Origin of the sequence: Pseudidiomarina marina (assembly GCF_044807045.1) — a bacterium.
Taxonomy (GTDB): domain Bacteria; phylum Pseudomonadota; class Gammaproteobacteria; order Enterobacterales; family Alteromonadaceae; genus Pseudidiomarina; species Pseudidiomarina marina.
The window spans coordinates 248023-271601 of sequence record NZ_CP085233.1; the positions used below are offsets into that span (position 1 = coordinate 248023).

23 protein-coding genes are annotated in these 23579 nt (G+C 46.7%); 9 read left to right on the plus strand and 14 right to left on the minus strand.

Going from position 1 to position 23579, the window contains the following annotated elements:
- Positions 1-15: 15 nt before the first annotated feature.
- Complete coding sequence (locus LG272_RS01165) at positions 16-321, plus strand: DUF1145 domain-containing protein (RefSeq protein ID WP_404409074.1); 306 nt, start codon at positions 16-18, stop codon at positions 319-321.
- On the opposite strand, the gene LG272_RS01170 is transcribed toward LG272_RS01165, so the two are convergent.
- Positions 322-936 carry a YjaG family protein gene (locus tag LG272_RS01170; protein ID WP_404409076.1) on the minus strand — a complete coding sequence of 205 codons (615 nt, stop codon included), beginning with the start codon at positions 934-936 and terminating at the stop codon, positions 322-324.
- Positions 937-1060: 124 nt separating this feature from the next.
- On the opposite strand from LG272_RS01170, the gene LG272_RS01175 reads away from it, so the two are divergent.
- Positions 1061-1996 carry a pyridoxal-phosphate dependent enzyme gene (locus tag LG272_RS01175; protein WP_404409078.1) on the plus strand — a complete coding sequence of 312 codons (936 nt, stop codon included), beginning with the start codon at positions 1061-1063 and terminating at the stop codon, positions 1994-1996.
- Between the two features lie 10 nt (positions 1997-2006).
- Here LG272_RS01175 and LG272_RS01180 read toward each other — a convergent pair whose 3' ends face one another.
- The 4 genes from LG272_RS01180 to LG272_RS01195 form a co-directional block, all read right to left on the minus strand.
- Entirely contained in the window at positions 2007-2435 is a 429-nt protein-coding gene (locus LG272_RS01180; protein WP_404409080.1) for a VOC family protein, read from the minus strand.
- Between the two features lie 35 nt (positions 2436-2470).
- Positions 2471-2677, minus strand: a complete 207-nt coding sequence (locus LG272_RS01185) for a hypothetical protein (protein WP_404409082.1) — start codon at positions 2675-2677, stop codon at positions 2471-2473.
- 91 nt (positions 2678-2768) lie between these two features.
- On the minus strand, positions 2769-3932 hold the full coding sequence (locus LG272_RS01190) for a cystathionine gamma-synthase (RefSeq protein ID WP_130202415.1): 1164 nt from the start codon (positions 3930-3932) through the stop codon (positions 2769-2771).
- 1 nt (position 3933) lies between these two features.
- Entirely contained in the window at positions 3934-4905 is a 972-nt protein-coding gene (locus LG272_RS01195; protein WP_404409084.1) for a PLP-dependent cysteine synthase family protein, read from the minus strand.
- 140 nt (positions 4906-5045) lie between these two features.
- Here LG272_RS01195 and LG272_RS01200 point away from each other — a divergent pair, with 140 nt between their 5' ends.
- Positions 5046-5672 carry a hypothetical protein gene (locus tag LG272_RS01200; RefSeq protein ID WP_404409086.1) on the plus strand — a complete coding sequence of 209 codons (627 nt, stop codon included), beginning with the start codon at positions 5046-5048 and terminating at the stop codon, positions 5670-5672.
- 35 nt (positions 5673-5707) lie between these two features.
- Positions 5708-6730: a low-specificity L-threonine aldolase gene (gene ltaE / locus LG272_RS01205; protein ID WP_404409088.1), complete on the plus strand. Its 1023-nt coding sequence runs from the start codon at positions 5708-5710 to the stop codon at positions 6728-6730.
- Here ltaE and LG272_RS01210 read toward each other — a convergent pair.
- Together LG272_RS01210 and LG272_RS01215 are read right to left on the minus strand one after the other, a co-directional pair.
- Complete coding sequence (locus tag LG272_RS01210) at positions 6716-8254, minus strand: YifB family Mg chelatase-like AAA ATPase (protein ID WP_404409090.1); 1539 nt, start codon at positions 8252-8254, stop codon at positions 6716-6718. The genes ltaE and LG272_RS01210 overlap by 15 nt on opposite strands.
- Positions 8255-8495: 241 nt before the next feature.
- Positions 8496-8912 carry an MbcA/ParS/Xre antitoxin family protein gene (locus LG272_RS01215; RefSeq protein ID WP_404409092.1) on the minus strand — a complete coding sequence of 139 codons (417 nt, stop codon included), beginning with the start codon at positions 8910-8912 and terminating at the stop codon, positions 8496-8498.
- Positions 8913-9106: 194 nt separating this feature from the next.
- Between LG272_RS01215 and LG272_RS01220 the strand changes: the two genes are divergently transcribed.
- Positions 9107-9604 (plus strand): hypothetical protein, encoded by a 498-nt coding sequence (locus tag LG272_RS01220; RefSeq protein ID WP_404409094.1) that lies wholly within the window; start codon positions 9107-9109, stop codon positions 9602-9604.
- Positions 9605-9828: 224 nt separating this feature from the next.
- Here the strand turns inward: LG272_RS01220 and LG272_RS01225 are convergent, their stop codons facing one another.
- From LG272_RS01225 to LG272_RS01240, 4 genes are all read right to left on the minus strand, one after another.
- Positions 9829-10269, minus strand: a complete 441-nt coding sequence (locus LG272_RS01225) for an antitoxin Xre/MbcA/ParS toxin-binding domain-containing protein (protein ID WP_404409096.1) — start codon at positions 10267-10269, stop codon at positions 9829-9831.
- 676 nt (positions 10270-10945) lie between these two features.
- Complete coding sequence (locus LG272_RS01230) at positions 10946-11203, minus strand: hypothetical protein (protein WP_404409098.1); 258 nt, start codon at positions 11201-11203, stop codon at positions 10946-10948.
- Positions 11204-11236: 33 nt separating this feature from the next.
- Positions 11237-15286, minus strand: a complete 4050-nt coding sequence (locus tag LG272_RS01235) for an RHS repeat domain-containing protein (RefSeq protein ID WP_404409100.1) — start codon at positions 15284-15286, stop codon at positions 11237-11239.
- A gap of 20 nt (positions 15287-15306) precedes the next feature.
- Positions 15307-15780 (minus strand): RHS repeat domain-containing protein, encoded by a 474-nt coding sequence (locus tag LG272_RS01240; protein ID WP_404409102.1) that lies wholly within the window; start codon positions 15778-15780, stop codon positions 15307-15309.
- A 381-nt stretch (positions 15781-16161) separates the two neighbouring features.
- Here LG272_RS01240 and LG272_RS01245 point away from each other — a divergent pair, with 381 nt between their 5' ends.
- The 3 genes from LG272_RS01245 (at position 16162) to LG272_RS01255 (ending at position 19344) form a co-directional block, all read left to right on the plus strand.
- Positions 16162-17247, plus strand: a complete 1086-nt coding sequence (locus tag LG272_RS01245) for a M12 family metallopeptidase (RefSeq protein WP_404409104.1) — start codon at positions 16162-16164, stop codon at positions 17245-17247.
- A 15-nt stretch (positions 17248-17262) separates the two neighbouring features.
- A complete protein-coding gene (locus LG272_RS01250; protein WP_404409106.1) occupies positions 17263-17835 on the plus strand; it encodes a DUF4377 domain-containing protein in 573 nt (190 codons plus the stop codon).
- Between the two features lie 753 nt (positions 17836-18588).
- Positions 18589-19344 carry a hypothetical protein gene (locus LG272_RS01255; protein ID WP_404409108.1) on the plus strand — a complete coding sequence of 252 codons (756 nt, stop codon included), beginning with the start codon at positions 18589-18591 and terminating at the stop codon, positions 19342-19344.
- A gap of 327 nt (positions 19345-19671) precedes the next feature.
- Here the strand turns inward: LG272_RS01255 and LG272_RS01260 are convergent, their stop codons facing one another.
- The 3 genes from LG272_RS01260 to LG272_RS01270 all read right to left on the minus strand — a co-directional run bounded on the left by LG272_RS01260 (position 19672) and on the right by LG272_RS01270 (position 22741).
- Positions 19672-20574, minus strand: coding sequence for a magnesium chelatase domain-containing protein (locus tag LG272_RS01260; RefSeq protein ID WP_404409110.1), 903 nt, complete (start codon positions 20572-20574; stop codon positions 19672-19674).
- 98 nt (positions 20575-20672) lie between these two features.
- Positions 20673-21968: an NAD(P)/FAD-dependent oxidoreductase gene (locus tag LG272_RS01265; protein WP_404409112.1), complete on the minus strand. Its 1296-nt coding sequence runs from the start codon at positions 21966-21968 to the stop codon at positions 20673-20675.
- Between the two features lie 32 nt (positions 21969-22000).
- Entirely contained in the window at positions 22001-22741 is a 741-nt protein-coding gene (locus LG272_RS01270; protein ID WP_404409114.1) for a ferredoxin--NADP reductase, read from the minus strand.
- A gap of 126 nt (positions 22742-22867) precedes the next feature.
- Between LG272_RS01270 and LG272_RS01275 the strand changes: the two genes are divergently transcribed.
- Positions 22868-23572: a hypothetical protein gene (locus LG272_RS01275; protein ID WP_404409116.1), complete on the plus strand. Its 705-nt coding sequence runs from the start codon at positions 22868-22870 to the stop codon at positions 23570-23572.
- Positions 23573-23579 lie beyond the last annotated feature (7 nt).

A 23579-nucleotide genomic window follows, 5' to 3' on the forward strand; every position in this document is an offset into this window, starting at 1 on the left:
AAGGATATTTCATACATGGGCATTGCAGTTTGGCTGGGACGACTGATTTTCGCGGTGATTTGGGGCGTCATGCTGGCAAATATTGTGGCGCCATTCGAGGGCAAAGGCTTCGCGTTTTTTCTCTTCTTAATGGTCTTGCTGATTGCCCTACACTTATTGCAGCTATTGATGTTCGCAACGGTTTACAAAGAACACATTCAATGGCGACGCGGCGACTATTGGCAAATTATATTTTTTGGCGTGATTGGTTGGTTAGCCATAGTGCGCGCACAACCGGCACGCACCCAAGCTGAAGCGGAACAGACGAACGACAAGTCGTAGCTACTCGTCGGCCATACTTACACCGATATTTGAAACGCCTTCGTCAGCGACCATGTCGCGAACCTGACGAACCAATTCTTGGCTTGGCTGTATATCCGTTGCCGCCAAGGTTTCAAGGTAATTGAGAATGGCTTGCTGCACTTCAATTTCGTATTGAACCAGCTCATGTTCGCGTAAGAGTTTTCGACGCTCTTGCGCATCCATCTCGGCGCCTTCAGTGAGCTCCAAAAATTTCGCAACACTGGCCTGCGAGACCTTCGCCACACTCACCAAATCAGCACTATTTTGATCCATTAGCCCCTGCAGTAAGGTGCTAATGGCCGTACACGCATCCATGGCTGGGTACACGCCGAGCATATCGTGACCATGTTCACTTGGCGTCACCTCATCCACTTTTTCTTGCCAGCGTGAAAAGTTGACTTTCACTGCTTTCCCTTGCCATGCCCAATCCCAACACGCATTGAGTGCGCCTTGCAGTGGTTTTGGATCACCAAAGCCAGTAACATGGTGGAATAGTTCGTAATTTGGCACCATGCGTTGGCACAGGTATAAGGCCATGACGGTTTGGTATGCTAAGGGTAGGGCGCGGATGCGCTCAAACGTGTTTAAAACCATAAAAACCCCAAGTTCGATATTAGATATTCGATATTAGATATTAGGTGGATAGCATCGAGGTTTTTAACGAATATCGAATATCCAATAGCTAATATCGATTTTGCTTTGAGGTAGTATACGCTTTATGACTTTGCAACTCGACTCTTCTTCCATTCAAGCGGCAGCAAAATTAATTGCCCCCATGGTTCGACGCACCACCGTGCTGGTTAGCTTAAAGCTTAATGACGCGTTAGGCGCGCAAGTTTGGCTGAAATGCGAGCACTTGCAGCATACCGGTGCCTTTAAATATCGTGGTGCCTGCCATGCGCTGTTGAAGCTGACGGAAGCTGAGCGCGCACAAGGCGTCTATACGGTGTCATCCGGGAACCACGGTGCGGCTTTGGCAGCGGCTGGGCAACAACTTGGCATCAAGGTGCGGGTTGGTGTTGCGGCGAACGCATCGGCAGTGAAACGCGCGAATATGGCGAAGTATGATGCCGAGTTAGTGACCATTGATCCTGGAATGGCGGCTCGCGAAGCCTTTGTCGCTGCGCAGCGCCCAACCGGAAGAATATTCATTCCACCTTATAATCATGCCCATATTTGGCAGGGACAAGGCACTGCAACCTATGAATTACTGCAAGAGCAACCGGAGCTTGATTGTGTGATTGCGCCGCTTGGTGGTGGTGGTTTGTTAAGCGGCACTTCGGTCGCGGCCAAAGCGCATGGCATAGCGCAGGTATTTGGTGTGGAACCTGAGCTTGCTGCTGATGGTGAAGCGTCGTTTCGTACAGGTGTGCTGCAACCTGCCATGCCACCATTGAGTGTTTGCGATGGTCTGCTAACGAGTGTTGGCGATCAAACCTTTCCGATCATTCGCAAGAATGTGGATGATATTTTGTTGGTTTCGGACAGCGAGGCGCTGGCTGCACAAAAGCTGGTGTTTGAATTAACCGACCAATGGATAGAGCCTTCATCGGCAACGGTCATTGCCGCTATTCAACGGTATTCGAAGCTATTCAAAGGGAAGCGTATTGGGGTGATTATTAGCGGCGGCAATATTGCACCGCCAACTAAGTAATGCAGGTGCGTTATTTCGCGAACAACTGACCGAGGTCGTTAAACGCTTTGAATTCCAGCGCATTGCCACTGAAATCATAGAAAAACATGGTGGCCTGTTCGCCCGGTTGACCTTGAAAACGAATATGCGGCTCAATCACAAACGCGATGCCAGCCGCTTTCACTTTCTCTGCCAAAACATGCCAATCGTCCATTGTTAACACCACACCGAAATGTGGGACTGGCACGTCGTGACCGTCCACTGGGTTGCGATGTACAACGCCAGCGCGTTCAGGCGCAAGGTGCGTGACAAATTGGTGACCAAAGAAATTCCAGTCAACCCATTGTTCGCTGCTACGGCCTTCACTCAACCCTAAAATTTCACCATAAAACTCGCGAGCCTTTGCAATATCGTGTACTGGCACGGCCAAATGAAACGGGCGTAAAGACGATGAAGACATAGAGACAGCAAACTCCATTGTAGTTAATAATGCAGCTATTTAATTGGCACCATCGGCGTTGATTTGCGCCACATACGTACACCAACAGCAACCATTAATACCATCCAGTTGACCGGCGGTACGAGTCCACAAAGTAATACGGCAAGCATATTCCACAACGGTTGGCGATGATACTGCCCGACCAACACATAAAACAACAATGCCGCCACTAACCCTTGTAAAAGAAACAGGCTAATAGGCATATTTTGTTCCTTGTCTATTCTGTTTTTATTGTGGGAATTAGCCTACCGTATCTTCATGAAATTGTAAAAGAGTGTTAATGCGCCTGAAATATCAGGCGCTTAGAGCACGGTCTAAGTCCGCAATGAGGTCATCAAGATCCTCGATACCCACCGAAATTCGAACAAAGTTGTCCAAAATGCCGAGTTTTTCACGATTTTCTTTCGGAATGGACGCATGCGTCATAATCGCTGGGTGTTCGATTAAGCTCTCAACGCCCCCAAGGCTTTCTGCCAATGCGAAAATTTCAACCGCTTCTAAGAAGCGGCGCGCCTTGTCTAAGTCACCTTTCAGCAAAATCGAAATCATGCCGCCAAAGCCGCTCATCTGCTTTTTCGCCAACTCATGTTGCGGGTGACTTGGCAAGCCTGGGTAAATGACTTTCTCAACTTGTGGATGTGCTTCAAGCCATTGCGCCAGCTTCAATGCTGCCTCGTTATGATGCTTCATGCGTAGCGCCAAAGTTTTCACGCCGCGCAATGCCAAATAGCTATCAAATGGTCCAGCAACCGCACCAACGGAGTTTTGCAAAAACAGCATTTTTTCCACGAGCTCGTCGTTGTCACCGACTACCGCAATACCGCCAACCATATCCGAGTGGCCGTTCAGGTATTTGGTTGCCGAGTGCATGACAATATCAGCACCCATTTCGAGTGGACGTTGGTTGTAAGGCGTCGCAAAGGTGTTATCCACCACCACAATCATGTTGTGCTGTTTTGCAATAGCCGCCACAGCAGCAATATCAACCAACTTCAACATTGGGTTGCTTGGCGTTTCAATCCAAATCATGCGTGTTTTTGGCGTAATCGCCGCTTCAACCGCACTCAAGTCAGCCAAATCAACGTAAGAAAATTCGAGGCCGGCCGAGCGACCGCGTACTTTATCAAATAGACGGAAGGTACCGCCGTACAGGTCATCCATCGCAATGACGTGGTCACCGCTATCCAGCAGCTCCATAATTGTTGACGTTGCCGCCATACCAGAAGCGAAAGCTAAGCCTTGCTTCCCGCCTTCAAGGCTCGCCACCGCGCGTTCCCAAGCAAATCGTGTTGGGTTGTGTGAACGCGAGTATTCAAAGCCTTTGTGCACGCCTGGGCTTTCTTGAATATAGGTTGAGCTGGTAAAAATAGGCGGCATAACAGCGCCGGTTGCCGGCTCAGGTGATTGTCCGCCGTGAATGGCGCGCGTTGCGAATTTCATGTTCTTTGCATCAGCCATATTACTTCTCCAGCAAATTCTGAGCGGCCATCCACTCATCGTTATAAAGTTTTGAAAGGTAGCGGTTACCGGTATCGCAAGCCAAAGTGACCACGCGTTTTGGTTCTGTTTGCTCACGGCAGTAGCGCAGCGCTGCGGCAATTAGGGTACCGCTTGACGAACCAACCATCACGCCTTCTTTCACTAGTACTTCACGAGCGGTATGAAACGCTTCTTTATCGCTAATTGCGTACGCCTTGTTCGCCAATTGGATATCGCAGATGTCTGGCACGAAGTCTTCACCAATGCCTTCAACTAACCAACTACCCGCTTCAACCGTTTCACCACGGTTAATCATCGGTTCAAGAATTGAGCCATCTGGGTCAGCCAAGACTAAGTCAACCGCGCCGTTTTGCTCGCGCAGATAACGACCAATACCAGTCAGCGTGCCGCCAGAGCCAACGCCACACACAAACGCATCAAGGTTACCTTGCATTTGCTCCCAAATTTCAGGGCCAGTCGTTTTATAGTGCGCTTCAACGTTCGCAGGGTTCGCAAACTGGTTCACGTAAAAATAGCCGTTCTCTTCGGCCATACGTGCCGCCATATCTTGATAGTATTCTGGGTGGCCTTTTTGCACGTCTGAGCGAGTACGAACCACTTCGGCACCCATCGCTTTGAGGTTATTCACCTTCTCTGCCGACATTTTATCTGGCATGACAATCTTTAACGGATAGCCCTTGCTGGCAGCAACCAACGCAAGCCCTAAACCAGTATTGCCTGCAGTCGCTTCAATAATGGTCATACCGGGTTTTAGCGCACCCGACTTTTCAGCCGCTTCAATCATGCTCACAGCAATGCGGTCTTTAATCGAACCACCTGGATTCATGAGCTCTAGTTTTAAGTAAAGCTCACACGGGCCGGTATCAATCGTTGAGACCTTAACCATCGGCGTCTTGCCGATCATTTCTAAAACATTCTGATAAACATGCATGATTGTCTGATCCGTTTCTTTGAATTCGTTAAAAATTGCGCTCAATGGCGGCTATTATCGCACGATGCCCTGTTTTATAGCAAAGCGAGCTGTGGCAAAGTATCAGCACTATTTGGAATATGACATAACTAGGAAATTGGATGCACCACTTACACAATTATTTATCGGCTTCGCAGCGCGCTGCCATCGCCGCTGGCGTTTTGATGTTAGCCGCTTGTGCGCCAGCAGAACAAACTTCGAACACTGGTTATGTGGCAGAACAGACAACCTTTATTAACACCTTTCGCCCTTATTGCGGTCAGGCTTTTGCTGCAACCATTGTTGAAGACAACCAGCCAAGCCCAGCTTGGGACAAACCCTTAGTGGTGCATATTCGTGACTGCGAAGAAAATACCATTCGTATGCCATTGCATGTCGGCGATGACCGCTCCCGCACTTGGGTATTAACACAGCATCCAGGCTATATCGATTTTCAACATTACCACTTGCACGAAGACGGTAGCGCCGACGATGTATCACCGTATGGTGGACAAACGTTAGCCGCGGGCAGCGCCACAATGCAGGCATTCCCAGTGGATGAAGCCAGCCAAGCATTGTTTATTGAAAATGGCCTTGATGTTTCGGTGACTAATACTTGGACCATTAGCTTTGTCGATGACAAAACCATGAGCTATAAGCTATCGCGTCCAGGTCGCATTTTCGAAGTTCATGTGGATTTAAGTACGCCAGTTGATATCCCCCCGCCAGCTTGGGGTTATCAGCAATAAACTTCATTTCAAATTGAGTAGAAGGGTTCGCTTCGATGATTGATTTACGTAGTGACACAGTCACCCAACCAACCGCCGCAATGCGCGCCGCCATGGCTGCAGCCCCTGTCGGTGACGATGTTTTTGGCGATGACCCAACCATCAATGCATTGCAACAACGGGTTGCCAAACTCGCCGGGAAAGAAGCGGCATTAATTGCCAGCAGCGGTACACAAACCAACTTGCTTGCGTTGCTCAGTCACTGCCAACGCGGCGACGAGTATTTAGTTGGGCAAGAGTACCATACCTACCGTTATGAGGCGGGCGGCGCCGCAGTACTTGGCGGTATTGTGCCGCAGCCGTTTGAAATTGAAGCGGACGGTACACTGAATTTGAGTGCGGTTGAAAAACGCATCAAACCCGATGACCCACACTTTCCAATCACGCGCTTATTGTCGTTAGAAAACACCCATACAGGCCGCGTCATTCCCCAGGATTACATGTTGAAAGCGCGACGATTATGCGACAAGCATGGCCTGAAGTTGCACCTTGATGGCGCCCGAATTTTTAACGCCAGTGTTGCCACTGGGTTGTCACTAGCTGAGCTATCAGCGCCGTTTGATAGTGTGTCCATTTGCTTTTCAAAAGGCCTCGGTACACCAATTGGCTCCGTGTTAGTCGGCACCAAAAAGTTTATTCAACGCGCGCACCGATGGCGCAAAATGGTCGGTGGCGGCATGCGCCAAGCCGGTATTGTTGCGGCCGCTATGGATCATGCGTTAGATCATCACATTGAGCGACTTGCCGACGACCACGCACATGCGCAGTTGCTGCATGATGGTTTGGCTGAACTTGCTACTCAGCATACCGACTTGCAGGTTGAACCAGCGCAAACCAATATGGTGTATGTGAATTTTGCGAACCTTGAAGCAGCCCAAAAAGTAAGCGATTACTTACGCGAAAACGGCGTTTTAACCGCACGTTCACAACGCATGCGTCTTGTGACCCATTTGAATATTTCGCGTTCCGATGTCGAGCAAGTATTGACATTATTTAAGCAAGCCCTAGCTCGCGTGTAATTGCTGTAACAGACGGTCGAGCGCTCGAAAACTGAGCGCTTCGGCCAAATGGGTTCGAGAAATCATCTCGGCATCAGCTAAATCAGCAATGGTACGGGCTAATCGCAACAGTCGATGATAGGCGCGGTGCGACAGTTTAAATTGCTCAATCGCAGCCACTAAAAACTGATGGTCATCGTCATCTAGCTTACAAAATTCCGCCAGTTGGCTTGGTTTCAGTTCACTGTTCAAACAGCCCTGACGTTCAAGTTGCGTCGCTCTCGCCTCACGCACATAATCACGCCAAACAGGTGTGACTGGATCAGCCTGCTGATGTTGTTGCTTCAACACATCGGGCTGTCGCGGCACATCTACCTGCATGTCGATTCGATCTAATAACGGTCCTGAAAGCTTGCCCAAATAACGCATAATTTGATCAGGTGTTGCACGAGCGCTAGCCAACGTGCCGTCAAAGTGACCGCACGGCGATGGATTCAACGCACAGATTAATTGAAATTGCGCTGGATAAGTTACCTGATGACCGGCGCGACTGATGGTGACATGCCCGGATTCGAGCGGCTCTCGCAATGAATCAAGAACATGCCGAGCGAACTCCGGCAGTTCGTCTAGGAACAATAAGGAGCGGTGCGCTAATGAAATCTCACCAGGTTGCGGTGGTGAGCCACCACCGACAAGCGCCGCCGCCGAGCAGGAGTGGTGCGGCGCACGAAGAATCCGCTGCTGCCAATGGGCACTTCGTAGTGTGCCGCTGACCGAACGAATGGCGGCCACATCCAGCCCATCGCGTTCATCTAGCGGTGGTAACAACCCGAGTAAGCGTTGAGCCAACATGGTTTTGCCGGTACCTGGCGGCCCGACAAACAGAATATGATGACCGCCACTTGCCGCAAGTAACAACGCTCGCTTGGCTTGCTCTTGTCCAATCACATCGGCGATATCACCATGCGGCGTGAGTTGGGGTTTTTCGGTTGACGGTTTAATGTATGGCAACGGCGACGGGCTGGTTAAATGCTCAAACACATCGCGCAAACTAATCGCCGCAACGCATTGTTGCACTGTTAACGCAGCAGCCTCCTCCGCATTGTCGAGCGGAATAACCGCTTCACGCCCCTCGTCGCGACAGCGTAACACTGCAGGAAGAATACCCGTCACTTCACGCAAATCGCCATTGAGTGTTAGTTCACCATAAAACTCGCGACCAGCAACTGCACGTTCGCTGATTTGTCCGTCAGCCACCAAAATACCAATGGCAATAGCAAGGTCATATCGCGCACCGTACTTGGGTAAATCCGCCGGCGCTAAGTTCACTGTGATTTTTGTCGCTTTGGGAAAGCTATAACCGCTGGCGAGAATCGCCGAACGTACGCGGTCGCGCGCTTCTCGCACCCCCGCTTGTGGCAACCCAACCACAGCAAAGCCCGGCAACCCGCCTGCCAAACAAACTTCCACCGAGACCTGCGGCGCCTCAATGCCCTGCGTTGCGCGCGTAAACACACGCGCAATTGAAACAGCTTTACCTGCCATCACTGCCCTCCTTGGCTCTACTAGCCAAACTATAGCAGTGAACGATAAGTAGGTTGTATTGGTGATGTCATAATGTGGTGTACGATGTTGGATGATTCATCGCTATAAACGAGGGCATCGGCAAGACAGTGAGTGCTAAGAAGTTATTCGTTATAAAAAACAGCCAAGCTACTACATACAGTAACACAGCAATTTTACCTGCGCTCTTCCAAGACATTAAAGAGAGTCTGGAGGGTGAAATTTACACTAGCGCGGAATCTAAGTAGCGACGAATCTCATGTAGACCGATAAGTGCGCCAGAGAGCATCAACTCCTTGGGCGAATGATCGTTGAAAGCTCGATTTTTGTTCTTAACCCATTCTAGCCGATGCTGGTCCTGAATGAACATCGTTCTTAATGCCTTATGAATACCTAAAATTAATGAAAACCGAGTACGGCGGTCTATCGTCAGTTTTCGGACCAAATTACCGCCCTTAATTCTACGAAAGGTTGCATTGGAAAAATCGCCTAGAACGATTGCTTTTTCAGCATCAGTAAACTTCCATAACTCTAGGATATTAACGGCAGCCTTAAATCCCACTTTATCGTCGTCAAGTGTCGCTTGGTCATGGGCAGCTCGGAATTGAGTCGGGTCGAACGTTAACGCATTTCCGTACATGGGTTTCATCCTTCAACACTCGATACAAGATTAGACTGATTAAGTGATACTACAACACAAATGAACTAAACCCACTAATGTGACCTTTCAAAGCTATTTCATGCAGCTCGCATAAACCACTATTGTTTTCCCATGTCGTGATATCAGGATAGAGGGGGCTTCACAACACGTTTAGTTGCTTAAAGAACGAAAATATGAAAACCGCTGAAATTAAATTAGATGGAGATATAGCCATGCTTAGTTCCCACAGCTTTTCATCTAGCCTTTCTGCCATAGATAAGCGTAGGTATCTTTCTAGCGTTTCACTAACTGAGAAAGCTGACGACTCAGTAAATAGTAACGATGAGCGCGAAAAGATGTTTAGCGAATTGTTGCCTCAAGCAAAATATCTCATGGATGGTCAGCGAATGAGAGTGCCAACACACGGGCGAAACATTATCGATTACATTAGATTCATGTATATAAAAGGATACTTGACGCTACTCGATGTATCTCGCACTCCATTTGGGTGCATATTGGATTTTTATCTAATTGAGCATCCTGAAACAACTACTGCTGAAAGGGGATGGTTCACCAAAGACGTCCTTTACGGTCTCAGCCAGCACATACCAAGCGTCGAGTGCACAGTTCGTGTTGAAGATAACCGATGCGCACTAATTCTTGATAATTACTTCGCCATAACCATTGGATAAAGTGTATAAAAAAGCCATCAAACTTTTTGATGGCTTTCGTGACAAGAGCGTGGTTAGTTTTCTCGTCGTGGTGTTCAAATCCTCAAATGCAGTATCGCAAAAAAATAGCGCGGCACAACGTACAGGGAGCTTAACTATTGAGTGTCCGTTTTAAAAAGAGACTATTAAAGCGATTTCGTTTTTTGTATTAGTTGTGGGGTTCGACAGGTGTTAACACCACAGCTTTAGGAGTAGACCCCATATTCAACGCGGGTTATAAGATCGAGAACAGCCTGTGTGTTCGCATGACAGTCCAGCATATCAATTGGCCGTTTATCACCAAGACCGGGGGCCTTTTTATTCATCCATTCGACAGCCGCCCTGCGGTCACCCTCAAATAAATCGGTCGCGCGAAAGATAGTTTCAATAAGACTGTATAGCCGGTCACTTTCTTTCATCGTAAAGCGACCTGTATCTCGTCGACGGTTAAAAGTTGTGAGGGGTATTTTCAGAGTCTCTCGCATCGCTTTTGGGTGCATCTCTAATATGGAAGCCAGTGAATTGAAAAGCCTAATCGAAAAACCTTTGGAAACCTGCTCGCGCAACTTAGCGTCTTCAGTCGGAAGGTCAAGTTCGGACCAAATATCTTGAGGCCCTGCTACCGGCGTGTATATACGCAGCTCCATACAGCCTCCAGATGACTAGTTAGGAATGCACTCCATGGATAACAACCGTAGCACAGAATAATCCTAAGACAAATATCGAGCCATTCAACTAATCAGCATTAAGACGATTGAGCAGAAAATAATTAAGCATCCTGCACAGAAAGCGAAAATATTCACTAGAAATTTTTATCATAAATTTGGGGGTTTAAAGCAGCAATTCCAACTATTTTTTTGCTAGCAGCATACGATAGAGCTCGAAATCCCTTATTTTAAAAGGCCTCTAAAGCCTGTCATTTAAATTCAATTAATTTCAGCTATTTCGGGATTTTTGCATTAATTGTGGGATTTGACATTAACCGCATAGAAAGCGATATGTTTGATGTCATCTACATGACTGAAGACTCCCCCTGATTTAAGCGCTGTGATATTCGAGTCATTTGGCAATTGCGCTTACTGGGTGGACAAGAGCTCTCCAGACGAGGTGCAGCGTTATACAATCAAGGAAGTATGTGTTGACAGTTAAGGACTCATCACTCAGGACATTAGGTATCAGACGGAAAACTGGGTTAATAATGTTTATGCTTTAGAAGATGGTTCCCTAGTGGTTTTTGAAAGCCTTGGAGGCCCTCAAAAAATAAGCTTACTCAGTAGCGAGTTTGAGCTCTTCGATGAATTTCAATTTTTCTCACTCTATTGATTAACGAAATACCCACGACATATCCGCCCTTGTTGATAAGTCATCTTTCGTTTGAAATACCTTATTTACCTCTTTAACAGCAAAAGGCAATGAGGACATGCCCTTCATTCCAATTATTTCATTGGGATACATCAGCAATATTTGGTGGAATTGTTCGCCTGACTTCAGCTCAACACTTACTACACTTACATCTTGTTTGAACTCATCAAAAGGCCCATCCCGTTTTATTAAATCTAGATCTAAATATGAAATCTTCATTTCTTAACCTTTGTCGTTGTCGCGCGTATTTAATCAACAGCTATTTCTTTTTATTCTACTCCCAATACAAGTAACTTTTCTATTTTGATTAAGCGGTTTCCATTCACCTGCCGCCCCCGCAGGCAACCCTCCCGGAACAAGTACTTCATTAGCACCTCCAGAACCATTGTAAGGCCCCTCACCGCCAGGGGTGATTCCTGTTTTAATTGGCGTGCCTCCCGGTATATGTACAGGTCTTTTACCTGTGAGGGGCTTAAAGGGGTCTAATTTATCCTGCGCTTCATCTTGAGAACCATATTCATCTGGCGTTGTCCACGTATTAGGACCTGTGCTTCCATCATTATTAATTTTTGGATCATTTTCTGGGCCATATATCCAACCGTCCATCCCTCCCTCTGGTGCTGGAGTTAGATCAGCATCTTTTGCCCCCTGGTTGTGAGTATTGATCGCTTCTAGTGTCCCTCTTACACCATAATAAATAGCTGCTCCTGCAAGTGTCGCAAGCCCAGCAACACATACAGGGTTTGGCCCTACACCACACGCAGCTACCATAGCACTTCTGCCTGATGGGTCATTTAGATTTATAGGATCATTGCCCACATAGGCATACCAGTTCATGCCATCTTCATAACCCACAGGATCAGTTTGCAGGAACCGACCTAACTTCGGATGGTATACCCGTGCTTTATAGTAGTATAGCAGGGTACCAGGAATGAGTGTTTGACCTGTGTAACGAAAACGTGAGGTACTGCCGTTAATCGGCTCGCCATATGGCCCATATTTATGACTCGTGAGTATTCCACCAGTGGCGGTGGTTTCAGCTATGATGGTTCCACGCTCATCACTGTGTAAATAACGGCGACTGCTGGTACCCGTGCCGTCGTAACGAATCAACGGGTCATCCACACCAGTGCCGTGAATATAACGCCGCAGCAAGGTACCGCTGCTATTGTATTCAGCCACTAATTCATCACCATCATAGAGGTAAGTCAGTTTACTGCCGTTATGCGTGGTGCTATTGAGTTTCCCCGTTGCATCATAGGTGAGTGTGACCGTGGTGCCGGACTTCGAGGCTTGCTTCAGCCGGTTTTGGTTATCGTACTGGTAACTCCACCCATCAAACCCAGTTAAGTTACCCGCTGTTGAATGGTTGACTGTCTTACTGACGCCACCAGCACTGACGCGGGTGTATTGGTTTAAGTTATTTGAGGTGTAGGATTCCGTTGCAAGCGTCGGCACTTGAATTTGGTGGTTAACATTCGTAACCGAACGCTGCGCCAATTGGCTGGCCGGATTATACGTGTAATTATTCGTGGTAACACCGCTGTGGGTGTACTGGGTTAACCGATTCATTCGGTCGTAGCTTATGGTTGAACTGGCACCACCGGCACGACTGATGGATTTAACTCGCCCAATTCGGTCATAAGCGTTGGCCAAAATCGTGGTGCTTCCTTGCTGTCGTATCTCGGTCAGGTTACCGGCGTTATCATAATGATAGGTAACATAAAAACCATCAGGGAAGGTAAGCCGTGTACGCTGACTCGCAGCATTGTACTGATAGCTCAGTGTTCGACCGTTGGTGGTTAACTGAGCGAGTCGACTTAGACCATCATAGCTATAACTCGTGGTTTGTGTTCCACGAACCACCTCGGTTTCACGACCCAATCCATCGTAGTTGTAATAGATAGTCGATTCATTGGGAATAACTAAACTTTTGGTTTGCCCTTTTGCATCGTAGGTGTAGCGTAATATGAGGCCATCGCGCTTGCGGTGAGTCAGTAAGTTATCGTTGCTGTCGTACGTCTTTTGCTCATACGTGCTATTTGGATATGTGATTTGCGACAACCGGTCATAACCATCGTAACTATAGGACGTTGTGTTACCTTTGCCATCGCTTTCAGATAGTACCGTTCCGTTTGGCGCATAGGTCATTTCTCGCTCAGTCGATTCAACTGCGCTACCAAGGCCGCTTACCGTCCGAACAACCTGTGAATTGCGGTCGTAGTCTGTGCGAGTGATACGGTCAGGGCCTTGCGTTCCTTCAACACCAAGCGTACACGCTGAGCTTGGAAGCTGTGTAAATGCCGCGCTATTCATACGCACGGCTTCACAGGTCAGGCGTCCGCGTCCATCGTAGCTGTACTGCCATAATCGCGAAATGGTTGTTGGTGCAGACAGTTCTTTGCGGATGACTTGGTTCACACTGTTTAAGACTTCATTGGTCGCAACATCGAGCGTCAAGCTCGTGCTTGAACGTGACGTCACCGTACCCGTTTCCGTTAATTGATAGCGTCTTGTGGCACTCGGATAGCTTTGACGTTTTGCAGCGAAATAACCCGCAGCGTTCTTCGCGCCGGTTTGCCAGACTAAACGGCCGGACGCATCATAAGAGTAATACGTTGCATCATCGGTTCCTGTTAGTGGACCATCTTCTATAACAACACGACCCGCATTATCGTAATGATAAGTAAATTGTTGGGTCGGAGAGCCCGCCGCATTGGTGATGGTTTTGATTTTAATGAGGCCTGTGTTCTCCCAATACGTATAAAGGGTAACTTGTGCTTGCGCTCCACCACATTGCCCGACCACACACACTGTCTGCTTGGTTAGGCGGTAAATACCATTAATTTGTGTATACGTGTTGGACGTAAAGCGTCGCTGACCGTTTAAATCGGCAGGCTCGGTTTTCGTGAGTAGCCCACCATGCTCATCTGAAAACGTATAGTCCGTTCGATTGCCCTGTGCATCAACCGTATAAATGGGGCGAAAACATGCAATCGCATAACATGTCGTCGGATAAACCGCCGTTTCAACTTTATCGGCTAAACCAGAGCCAGGCTTGGCAATTTGCCGCTTCTCCGTGATGTTCGCGTGATGGTCATAACTGAATTTTATTTTGTTGCCTTCTGGGAACGTCACCGTATCAATACGACTATTCAACGTGTAGGTGTATTGCGTTTTATTCCGTAACGCATCTGTATCGGACTTGACCAGTTGGCGCTTATTGAGTCCACCCCACACATAATATTCCAACGTGCGTAGATAACTCTCCGGACCCGTGATAACTAATTTCGTGAATTGCTCGCGGGGCTCGTACCCTGTGCCAGTGGCCACGGTATAGTTGTACTGATATGTTTGGCCGCTGCGCGTAACCGATGACACGAAATTATTATGAGAAATCCCAGCATAACTGCGGGTTGCGCTCGTGACGGTTACATTATTTTGAACATCTTGCGGCGTTTTAAGCGTAAAGTTTTTCGCAAAATCATTGGCTCCAAGCGCATTACTAAACCCGGTGAACTGCCACAACTGTCCGCCTAAATCGGTAAACTTCCCCGTTTCGCTGTAATCAGCCTCAGCCAGTGCAACCGACGGGGCGCTTGATTTGGCAATATAAGCACGCTTGAGCTTGCTCCACCCCGAAGCACCGGTATTAATGTCATTGGAGAAGTACGACAAAACCAGCTCATAACCGACATTCGATGTCACCCGGCTTGGTCGGTGGTACGTGACTTGGGATAACGTCGCTTTGTCGTACGTTATCGTAATCACTTCACCGTCTGGATAAATAATTGAGGTTGCGTAATAAGTAGACTGGGCGCTGATGGTCGCAAATGGCTCGCCAGAATAATCAAAGTATGAGCTAAGCGAGGAGTAGGCAACTTTAATGCCCGTTTGCCCCTGGGTATACCGAAAAAGCGATTGTCCAACCCGACCTGTGAATGTCGAGCCCGTATTTTGTTGCGGCTGACAATCGGTAGAAACACACTTGAAGTATTCCGACGTTTTGCCACCAAAGGTCAGTGAGAACGATTCTTCCCGCTGGGTGTTGGTCGAGTACAATGTGCCTATTACTTTGCTATCAAATTGTTGCAGGGTGTGAAAGGTTAACCGAGGCGCCGCAGGAATTTCAAGTTTCGGTAACTCAGGAAAGAAACGGCCACTTAATAAGTCCACCTGGTTAACATCTGGAGTCACATTAAGTGGTTTGATATTCACTTGCTCTTCTTCGGCGTGAGCAACACCCGCGCTTAGACCAACGATATAAATGCCAAAAACAATGCCTTGCATCCATATTTTCATCACTTCATGTCCTTATGTGGCTAGGGCGTAATTTCACTGCCGGGTTGATGGATAACGTAATCGCTTTCTTGAACACTGTCACTGCCGTTCGTACATGTGAGAAAAACGGCACCGGACATATATATAGAAAGCGCAAGTGTCCCTGAGCTTGGTAGGCCCTGGTGTTGTTGAAACTGGTTTTCAAACGTGATTTCACATGATGAGGTGTTGGATGAAGCCCAATTGGCTGTCGCATTTTCGCCATATCCCGACGCAATATTGGTGACATTAAAGCTGGTGATAACCGGCTCCGCTGAGCCTGATAATCGCTCGTTGCCAACGGCGACACGGTTACCAGCCTTGTCATAGGCGTATTCAATAAATGCACTGCCATTATCAACTGATATTAATCGACCTTTAGCATCGTATTTTAATGTCACCGTCGTTTGAGCAATGGCTGAAGAACAAAGTAGGTAAGCAAAGGCTACAGTAAGCAAGCGAGGAAAAGCAGTCATGCTTAAGTGATCCTTCACAAAATATTTAACAATTTAAAACTTTGATACAACAAGCCAGTGATAATTTCCAGAAAAATTTCTTTTTATTGCGTAAATTTACATTGTGTGTGTTGACTTTAAGTTGCATAACAATAACTATCACTTTTGCACTTACTTAATTTAACATTTTTTTTAATGCCATTATGCTTATAGGTACATCAGATTCAGCGCAAGTACACTTAATATGACGAGCGCAGGATAAATAGTAATTTCCTACCCCAAAATAGAAGAATAAGGGATATTTATGTTAAAGGGATACTTGATAAAGTTTATTTTCGTAATAATCATCACCAGTCTTATTTCACCAGCAGTAGCAAAAGACAAAAAGAACAAAAAACGGAAGTGATAACTGCAAACGTTAGCTTTAAGACGTTACAAGGTATACAAGAAAAAGAAGTTTCTTTAACCGTCGTAGAGAATAGTGCTTATTTTGAAGGAGATATTTTTGTTGGCTATATCGATGAAAACAATGAATTAATTCAGCCACAAGCTCTAAATTCGGGGTTAGAAGGTGCAAGTTTCGAACCTCAAAGCGTCGTTATTTCTAGTGACTCATTTAGATGGCCGAATGGCGTTGTACCCTATACAGTTAGCTCGTATTTTACAAACACCAGTCAAGTCCAATCAGCGGTTCAATTAGCAATAAACCAAATTGAAGCTGATTCTGGCGTCAAATTTGTTCAGCGAAACGGTCACGCAAACTACATCGAATTCGTTCCTTCAACAAACAATTTATGTAGTTCACAAGTAGGTATGATTGGTGGTCGGCAGACAATAAGCCTCGCCTCATATTGTCAAACAACAGCAGAAAGCCATGTGGGTGTTATTGTCCACGAAATATTGCATGCTTTAGGGTTTTATCACATGCACACTAGAGCTGACCGTGATAGTTACATTACGGTAAATTATTCAAATATAAGACCAGAACATCATCATAATTTTGATAAATATTCTTTTAGCGACCCTGCAGTGACTCATATTGGAAGTTATGATCTTAAGTCCATCATGCATTATGGTCGATTCACGAGTAATTCAAGTTTCGTGTACGACACCAGCGAACCTATGCTTACAGTTAATTCGAATCCGGCCGCAAGTACTGGCAGCAATAAGCTATCAAGCGTCGACAAGGCGTCATTACATGAAATGTACGGAGCACTGCAATCTCCGACACTGTCAGGCTATCCCGCAATGTGTCAAGGGCGTGCATTTCTTGAATGGGATGCCATAAACCGAGCGGAATTTTACAAAATTGAAAGTAGTTCTAGTTCGTCGAATTATTGGATGGAAATTAAACAAACATTTGACACTTCAACATCTGTTAATTTGAGTTCGTCTGGCTATGTTCGAGTCTTGGCATGTAATGCCAATGGAGAATGTTCGCTGCCTTCAAACTCCTTCTATATTCAATATTACTCACCTTGCATGTAAAAGAGGTCTACTATAATGACAATTAAAATTGTATCGAGAATTTTTCCCATCGTGATCGCTGCAACGCTTTTGGGTTGCGGGGGGTCAAGTGATTCTGACGAAGGAACAGAATTTAATGTATCCGTCGAGTCAACACCTGTTTATTATGGATTAGGAATTCAATTCACGCCGCCATTAGCAGCTACCGCGACATCCGGCAGTGGTCGAGAAATGTTTACCGATAGTATTATCGGGTTTGAACATGAATTTGGTACATCTTATGAATTACGCGTTATTGAAAAAGATGTCGATACGGATAATGTCGCTGATGGCAGTGCGACATCTATCGAGCTCGTCGAAGTGATTAGTTCACAACCCGACGCAATTGGCACAAGCTACGTGTACAACGAAGTGACATTAGAAGGAAATCCATTTACCGCAAATGAGCAAACAGCTGGCGTATATGCATTTTACCAGTATGATTTCTTGTGTGCCGAAAACGTTGACTGTGATGGGCTTGTTGCCATAGCCGACAGTGGTGGTTTGGTTAGTGTTGAGTTTGAATATACCGGTGGCGACGTTCCTATTACACTGGTGTGGTGGAATTAATCGCAGTCCCTCTCAAGTTAGTTAGCGATTTAAATTAAGCCCTCAAAGCTGGACACGCCAGTTATTGGGGGCTTTTCATTTCTACACATCACAACAATAAGTACGTCAATGCTGCGGAAACTTGCAGCAACCAATATAGAAACGCAGTCTATGATACGCGGTGCAAAGCAAAACTTTGTACCGCACTAAGAACTTAATAACAGCAATAATTTCTAAAAAAATCTCACAGCCAATAAAATCCGCAATACGTACCTAAATTTCAATTCAGAAAAACTTACTCATCCATGCCGAACAATTGAAAGTCAGTATTTATAGACCTTTAAAGACTGTTAATTCAAAATAATTTATTCGCATTTATGATAAAAATTCGCATTTATTATGGGAGTTGACACAAAAAACAAGAATCATTGCTAAAGGTTTTAGCATCAATTTGGGTAGTTAAATTAGCATTTTTAACAGCTAAATACTGAGCGTGCTATGCAAGCGCTCCCGCAAACTTCTTTTTTGAGATGCTTGTGAGTACTGCTATTTCGAATCTAATTAGTTGCAGCTATTTCGTCATTATTCCATTAGTTGTGGGATTTCGCAGATCCTGTGAGAAACTCGCTGAAAAAAAAGGTTGTCGCATTCAAAATATCTTTGAAAGTTGACAACCCCATACACATCACTTACTATCAACTCAAATACTACATTTTTTTAACTGGATTTACTGCTATTAGAGCTAAATTATGTCGGCGATGAGGATTATCCATAATGAAGTTACGACGTGTATCAATATCACTAATAACAATACTGTCATTACTAGGCTCTATTCCTGCGGATGCTAAAGAAAGGCCAAGACCAGATCCAGGTGCAGAAGTAATGCTACTTGTGGCATCTACGGTGGGCTTCTCCCGAGAAGAGCTAAACCAAGCATTTAAAGTTATATCAGACTTTCAATCTCGTAAATTTACCCTCTCAGAACTTGATTCACTTTCAGATAATGAAGTGCTTGCCAAAATTAATTTCGCAGCAGAACCTTACGCGAGTCTCGACAGCCAGCGATTAATGTTAGTAGCTAAACGCTATGAAATTGAAACAGAATTATTGGCTGCTCGAGCCGGTGTTGATGTTGACAAGTTTCGCAAATTTTATCGAACTTTTGATATGACAATGACGTTAGCTCTGCGCCTGAATCGATACGTTTCAGCAAAGCAGAACATTAATTACCCGACCGACCCCGCACTAAGTTATTTTGATGTGAATGATTTCGACGGACCGACCATAGAGTGTGATCGTTCTTGTGAAGCAGTAAAAGAGCAAGTTTGGGAGGAATTCATAGATCAACTAAATATAATTGGTGATATGCAGGATTGGGAAAACCAAAATGGCTCACAACCAATAGGAACCGTCGCCCGCATTGTTGATAGTGAATCAGGGAAATTCGTTGAAGTTAGAAAACAGTTTAGTTCCGTTTCTTGGGTGCCATTAACTAGCGGTTCAGACTGTGGAGCTGCAGCTTGCATTTGAGTATTAACAAGTTTATGTAGTCATTTTTCTATCAAATAAAAATCGAAAAGATTTCTCATTTTTATAATGAGTATCTCACACTTATTGAGACCATGAAGACCTCCTTTGCTCGTCAGATAATTAAATTGATTATCAAAGCAAAGGAGAGCTTCAACCAGAAAATTACCATCCGACCTAACAAAAACATTCTCTCAACCTTTTACCAATTAATAGCACCGAAAACACAGTGATTCTTATATCCTAAAAGGATCTTTCGCAGAGTCGAGATTTTTACCCCTGATTTTATAAGACCTGTAGAAAGGTTCACTCAAAATAATTTGTTAGCACTTATTGTGAGAAATTAGCATTTATTATGGGAATTGACAAGCCCCCACCGACAAGCGCCGCCGCCGAGCAGGAGTGGTGCGGCGCACGAAGTATCCGTTGCTGCCAATGTGCACTGCGAAGCGTGCCGCTGACCGAACGAATGGCGGCCACATCGAGCCCATCGCGTTCATCTAATGGTGGTAATAACCCGAGTAAGCGTTGCGCCAACATGGTTTTGCCAGTGCCCGGTGGCCCCACAAAAAGAATATGATGACCACCGCTGGCAGCAAGTAACAACGCTCGCTTAGCTTGCTCTTGTCCAATCACATCGGCGATATCACCATGGGGCGTGAGTTGGGGTTTTGCGGTTGACGGTTTAATGTAGGGCAACGGCGGCGGACTGGTTAAATGCTCAAACACATCGCGCAAACTAATCGCCGCAACGCATTGTTGCACTGTTAACGCAGCAGCCTCCTCCGCATTGTCGAGCGGTATAACCGCTTCACGACCTTCGTCGCGACATCCCAATACTGCAGGAAGAATACCCGTGACTTCACGCAAATCGCCATTGAGTGTTAGTTCACCATAAAACTCGCGACCAGCAACTGCACGTTCGCTGATTTGTCCGTCAGCCACCAAAATGCCGATGGCAATAGCAAGGTCATATCGCGCACCGTACTTGGGTAAGTCGGCCGGCGCTAAGTTGACTGTGATTTTTGTCGCTTTGGGAAAACTATAACCGCTGGCGAGAATCGCCGAACGCACCCGGTCGCGCGCTTCTCGTACCCCCGCTTGTGGCAAACCAACCACCGCGAAACCCGGTAACCCACCCGCCAAACAGACTTCCACCGAGACCTGCGGCGCTTCAATACCCTGCGTTGCGCGCGTAAACACACGCGCAATTGAAACAGCTTTACCTGCCATCACTGCCCTCCTTGGCTCTACTAGCCAAACTATAGCAGGTCAGCGATGTGATGAAGTTAGCCCAAACTCGTATCGTTATGTACGAGTGAGCTTATTTGTCAATGCAATTTCAGGCGTGGCCGTAAACGGCGGTTAATGCCCTGCGCCAGCATGTATAACAGGGTTTTGAAATAGCCATGCAAGGCAACTTGGTGCATGCGATACAGCGATTTATACATGAATCGCGCCATCATGCCTTCAATCATCATGGAGCCGCGGGTTAAGTTACCCATCAAGCTGCCCACAGCCGTGTAATTCGACAATGATACCAGTGACCCATGATCTTTGTAGGTGAAGCGTTTCAGTGACTGACCTTTTAAACTGCGCACGATATTTTCGTACACGCAATCGGCCATTTGGTGTGCCGCCTGTGCACGAGGCGGAACTCTGCTGCCATTCGCTTGGGTAAATGAGGCACAGTCGCCTATCGCAAAGATAGAGGCATCGCGAGTCGTTTGCAGAACATCTGTCACCACTAATTGATTACCACGATTCGTTTCTAATCCGGCAAAGTTTGCTAGGAAATCTGGCGCACGTACCCCTGCCGCCCAAACTTTGATAGACGCCTCAATCGAATCGCCAGAGCGCGTCACGAACCCGTCTTTGTTGACGCTTTCAACGGCGGTGTTAACGCAAATTTTAACGCCTAATTTGGCAAGTTCACGGCTTGCCGCAGCGGCGATGCGCTCGCTGAGTGCCGGTAAAATACGTTCGCCCGCTTCAATTAAGACAATTTCAAGTTGCTTTAAATCAAAGTCATCGAACCCGTAGCTGCGAATCAACTCTGCTGATTTATGGAGCTCTGCCGCCAACTCAACACCCGTGGCACCGGCTCCGACAATACCAACCCGAAGGGGTCGTGGGTAACGCTCAGATTGTAGCGCCAAAAAGGTATTCATGAGGGTATGGTGAAATTTCTTCGCTTGCTTCACGCTATCGAGGAAATAGCAGTGCTCAGCGGCACCGGCGGTACCAAAGTCATTGGTCACCGAGCCAATGGCAAGTACTAGGTGGTTATACTGGAGTGTACGCGCCGCAACAATTTCATGACCAGCATCATCGCGAATCGGCGCCAAGGTCAGAGTTTTTGACTCGCGGTCAATTGCGGTTAGCTCGCCTGGTTGAAAGCGGAACCCCGCCGCGGCGGCTTGCACACGATAATCCACGCCATCCATATCAGCGTCTAATGCCCCTGCGGCCACTTCATGCAGAAGCGGTTTCCAAATATGGGTCAAATTCCTATCCACGAGTGTGATTTTAACACTGCTGCTTGAGCCATACTTGCGACCCAATTTACTGGCCAGTTCCAAGCCACCTGCACCACCACCAACAACGACAATATGGTGTTCTGACATGTAGTTATCCTTTTAAAGAGTGCTATCAATAATTACCAATAATGTTCCATAGTGACGTTGCCAGGTTTACGACGCAGGTTTTTCGGTAAGCCCATGTCATTGAGTACAACTTTGGCGTCGCGAATCATTTCAGGGTTGCCACACAGCATCACTTGCGCACGCTCGTCGAGCACATCGTTGACGGCGCGCTGTAAATCACCACTTTCAATTAATGCGGGAATACGACCGCGCAACGCACCCGGATAATCCTCACGACTCACAATCGGTTGATAATTCAATTGGCCCGGGAGCGCCTCAACCCAATCGAGAATTTTGCGTTGGTAGGCTAAATCGGCGCCGTAACGAACGGCATGAATGAGGTGAATGCGAGAGAAACGCTGCCATGGAATATCGGTACTTAGCATCGACAAGTAAGGGCCAATGCCGGTGCCGGTAGAAATCAGCCAAAGGCTATCGCCATCAGGCACTTCATTGAGCGTAAAAAAGCCGCTAGGAGGCTGAGAAACTTCAATGGTTTGGCCAGCTTTCAAATCGTGCAGCATTGGCGAGAATAAGCCATCATGAACACGGTTGACTAAGAAATCCAGCACGTTGTCATCAGGACCATTCACCAATGAGTAGGCGCGCTGCACGCGTCCACCTTCATGGGGTAAACCGAGGCGCACAAATTGACCGGCAATAAATTCGAATGGCTGCGTTCGCACACGCAAACTGAAAAGCTCTTGATTCCACGCATAATTCTCAATGACTTCTCCGGTTAACCATTGTGCCATTGGTATCTCCTCGCGTTGGTGAGCACTGGCTTCATAGTAAGGTTTTAACGTTAGTTTTTCTAGCCATAACAGTGCTTTTGCGCCAGATCAGGTGTTACACTTACTGTACACATGAGGAGTATTCTGGTGAGTCAATATACAATTAAATTGAAGATGCTTATGCTGGTTGCCAGTATGGTCGTCATGGCTAGCTGTCAGCCACAAACGGAATCACCAGAGAAGACTTCGGAAGCCCCCATTGCGCGTTATAGCAATGCGAAAGTGTGTGAGTTTTCTCAGGAGTTAGCGGCGCTACCAACCAATCCCGTGAATACCGCAGAACTGCGTTATTTGAATGAGCAGTGGCGTGAGCTAAATCGTTCTGAGCGAATGTTTCGGAATTCTGAAGCCGATGACAGCCGCGCGATTCTATCTGAATTGAATATTGCCCTTGCTCATGAAACTGCGGTGCTACTTCAGCAAGCCATTGCTGTAACTGCCGAAGCTTATGAACAAATTGAAGGGCTACGCGCCTACGCCAGTGACCCAGACAACATGAAGGTGCCTGATTCAATTACCCGAACATTGGTGAATAAATTAGAAGACTGTTGTTTGAATCAGTTAAATGGCAACGCGACGGCATTGGTGCGCGAAGAAAAGAACTCGGCGCTTTATAACATCGGGACATTCGCGTATTTCATTAATCGCGACGTGAATCAGATATTACGCAACGAATTAAGTCTGTCTGAGTATGAAGCGCGAGTGGCGAAGGCGAGCGCTGCGCTACCACCACTGCCAACTGAAACAATTAGCACCGCTCCAACATGGGCGCAGTGCCGTACTGCGGAATAAATCGAAG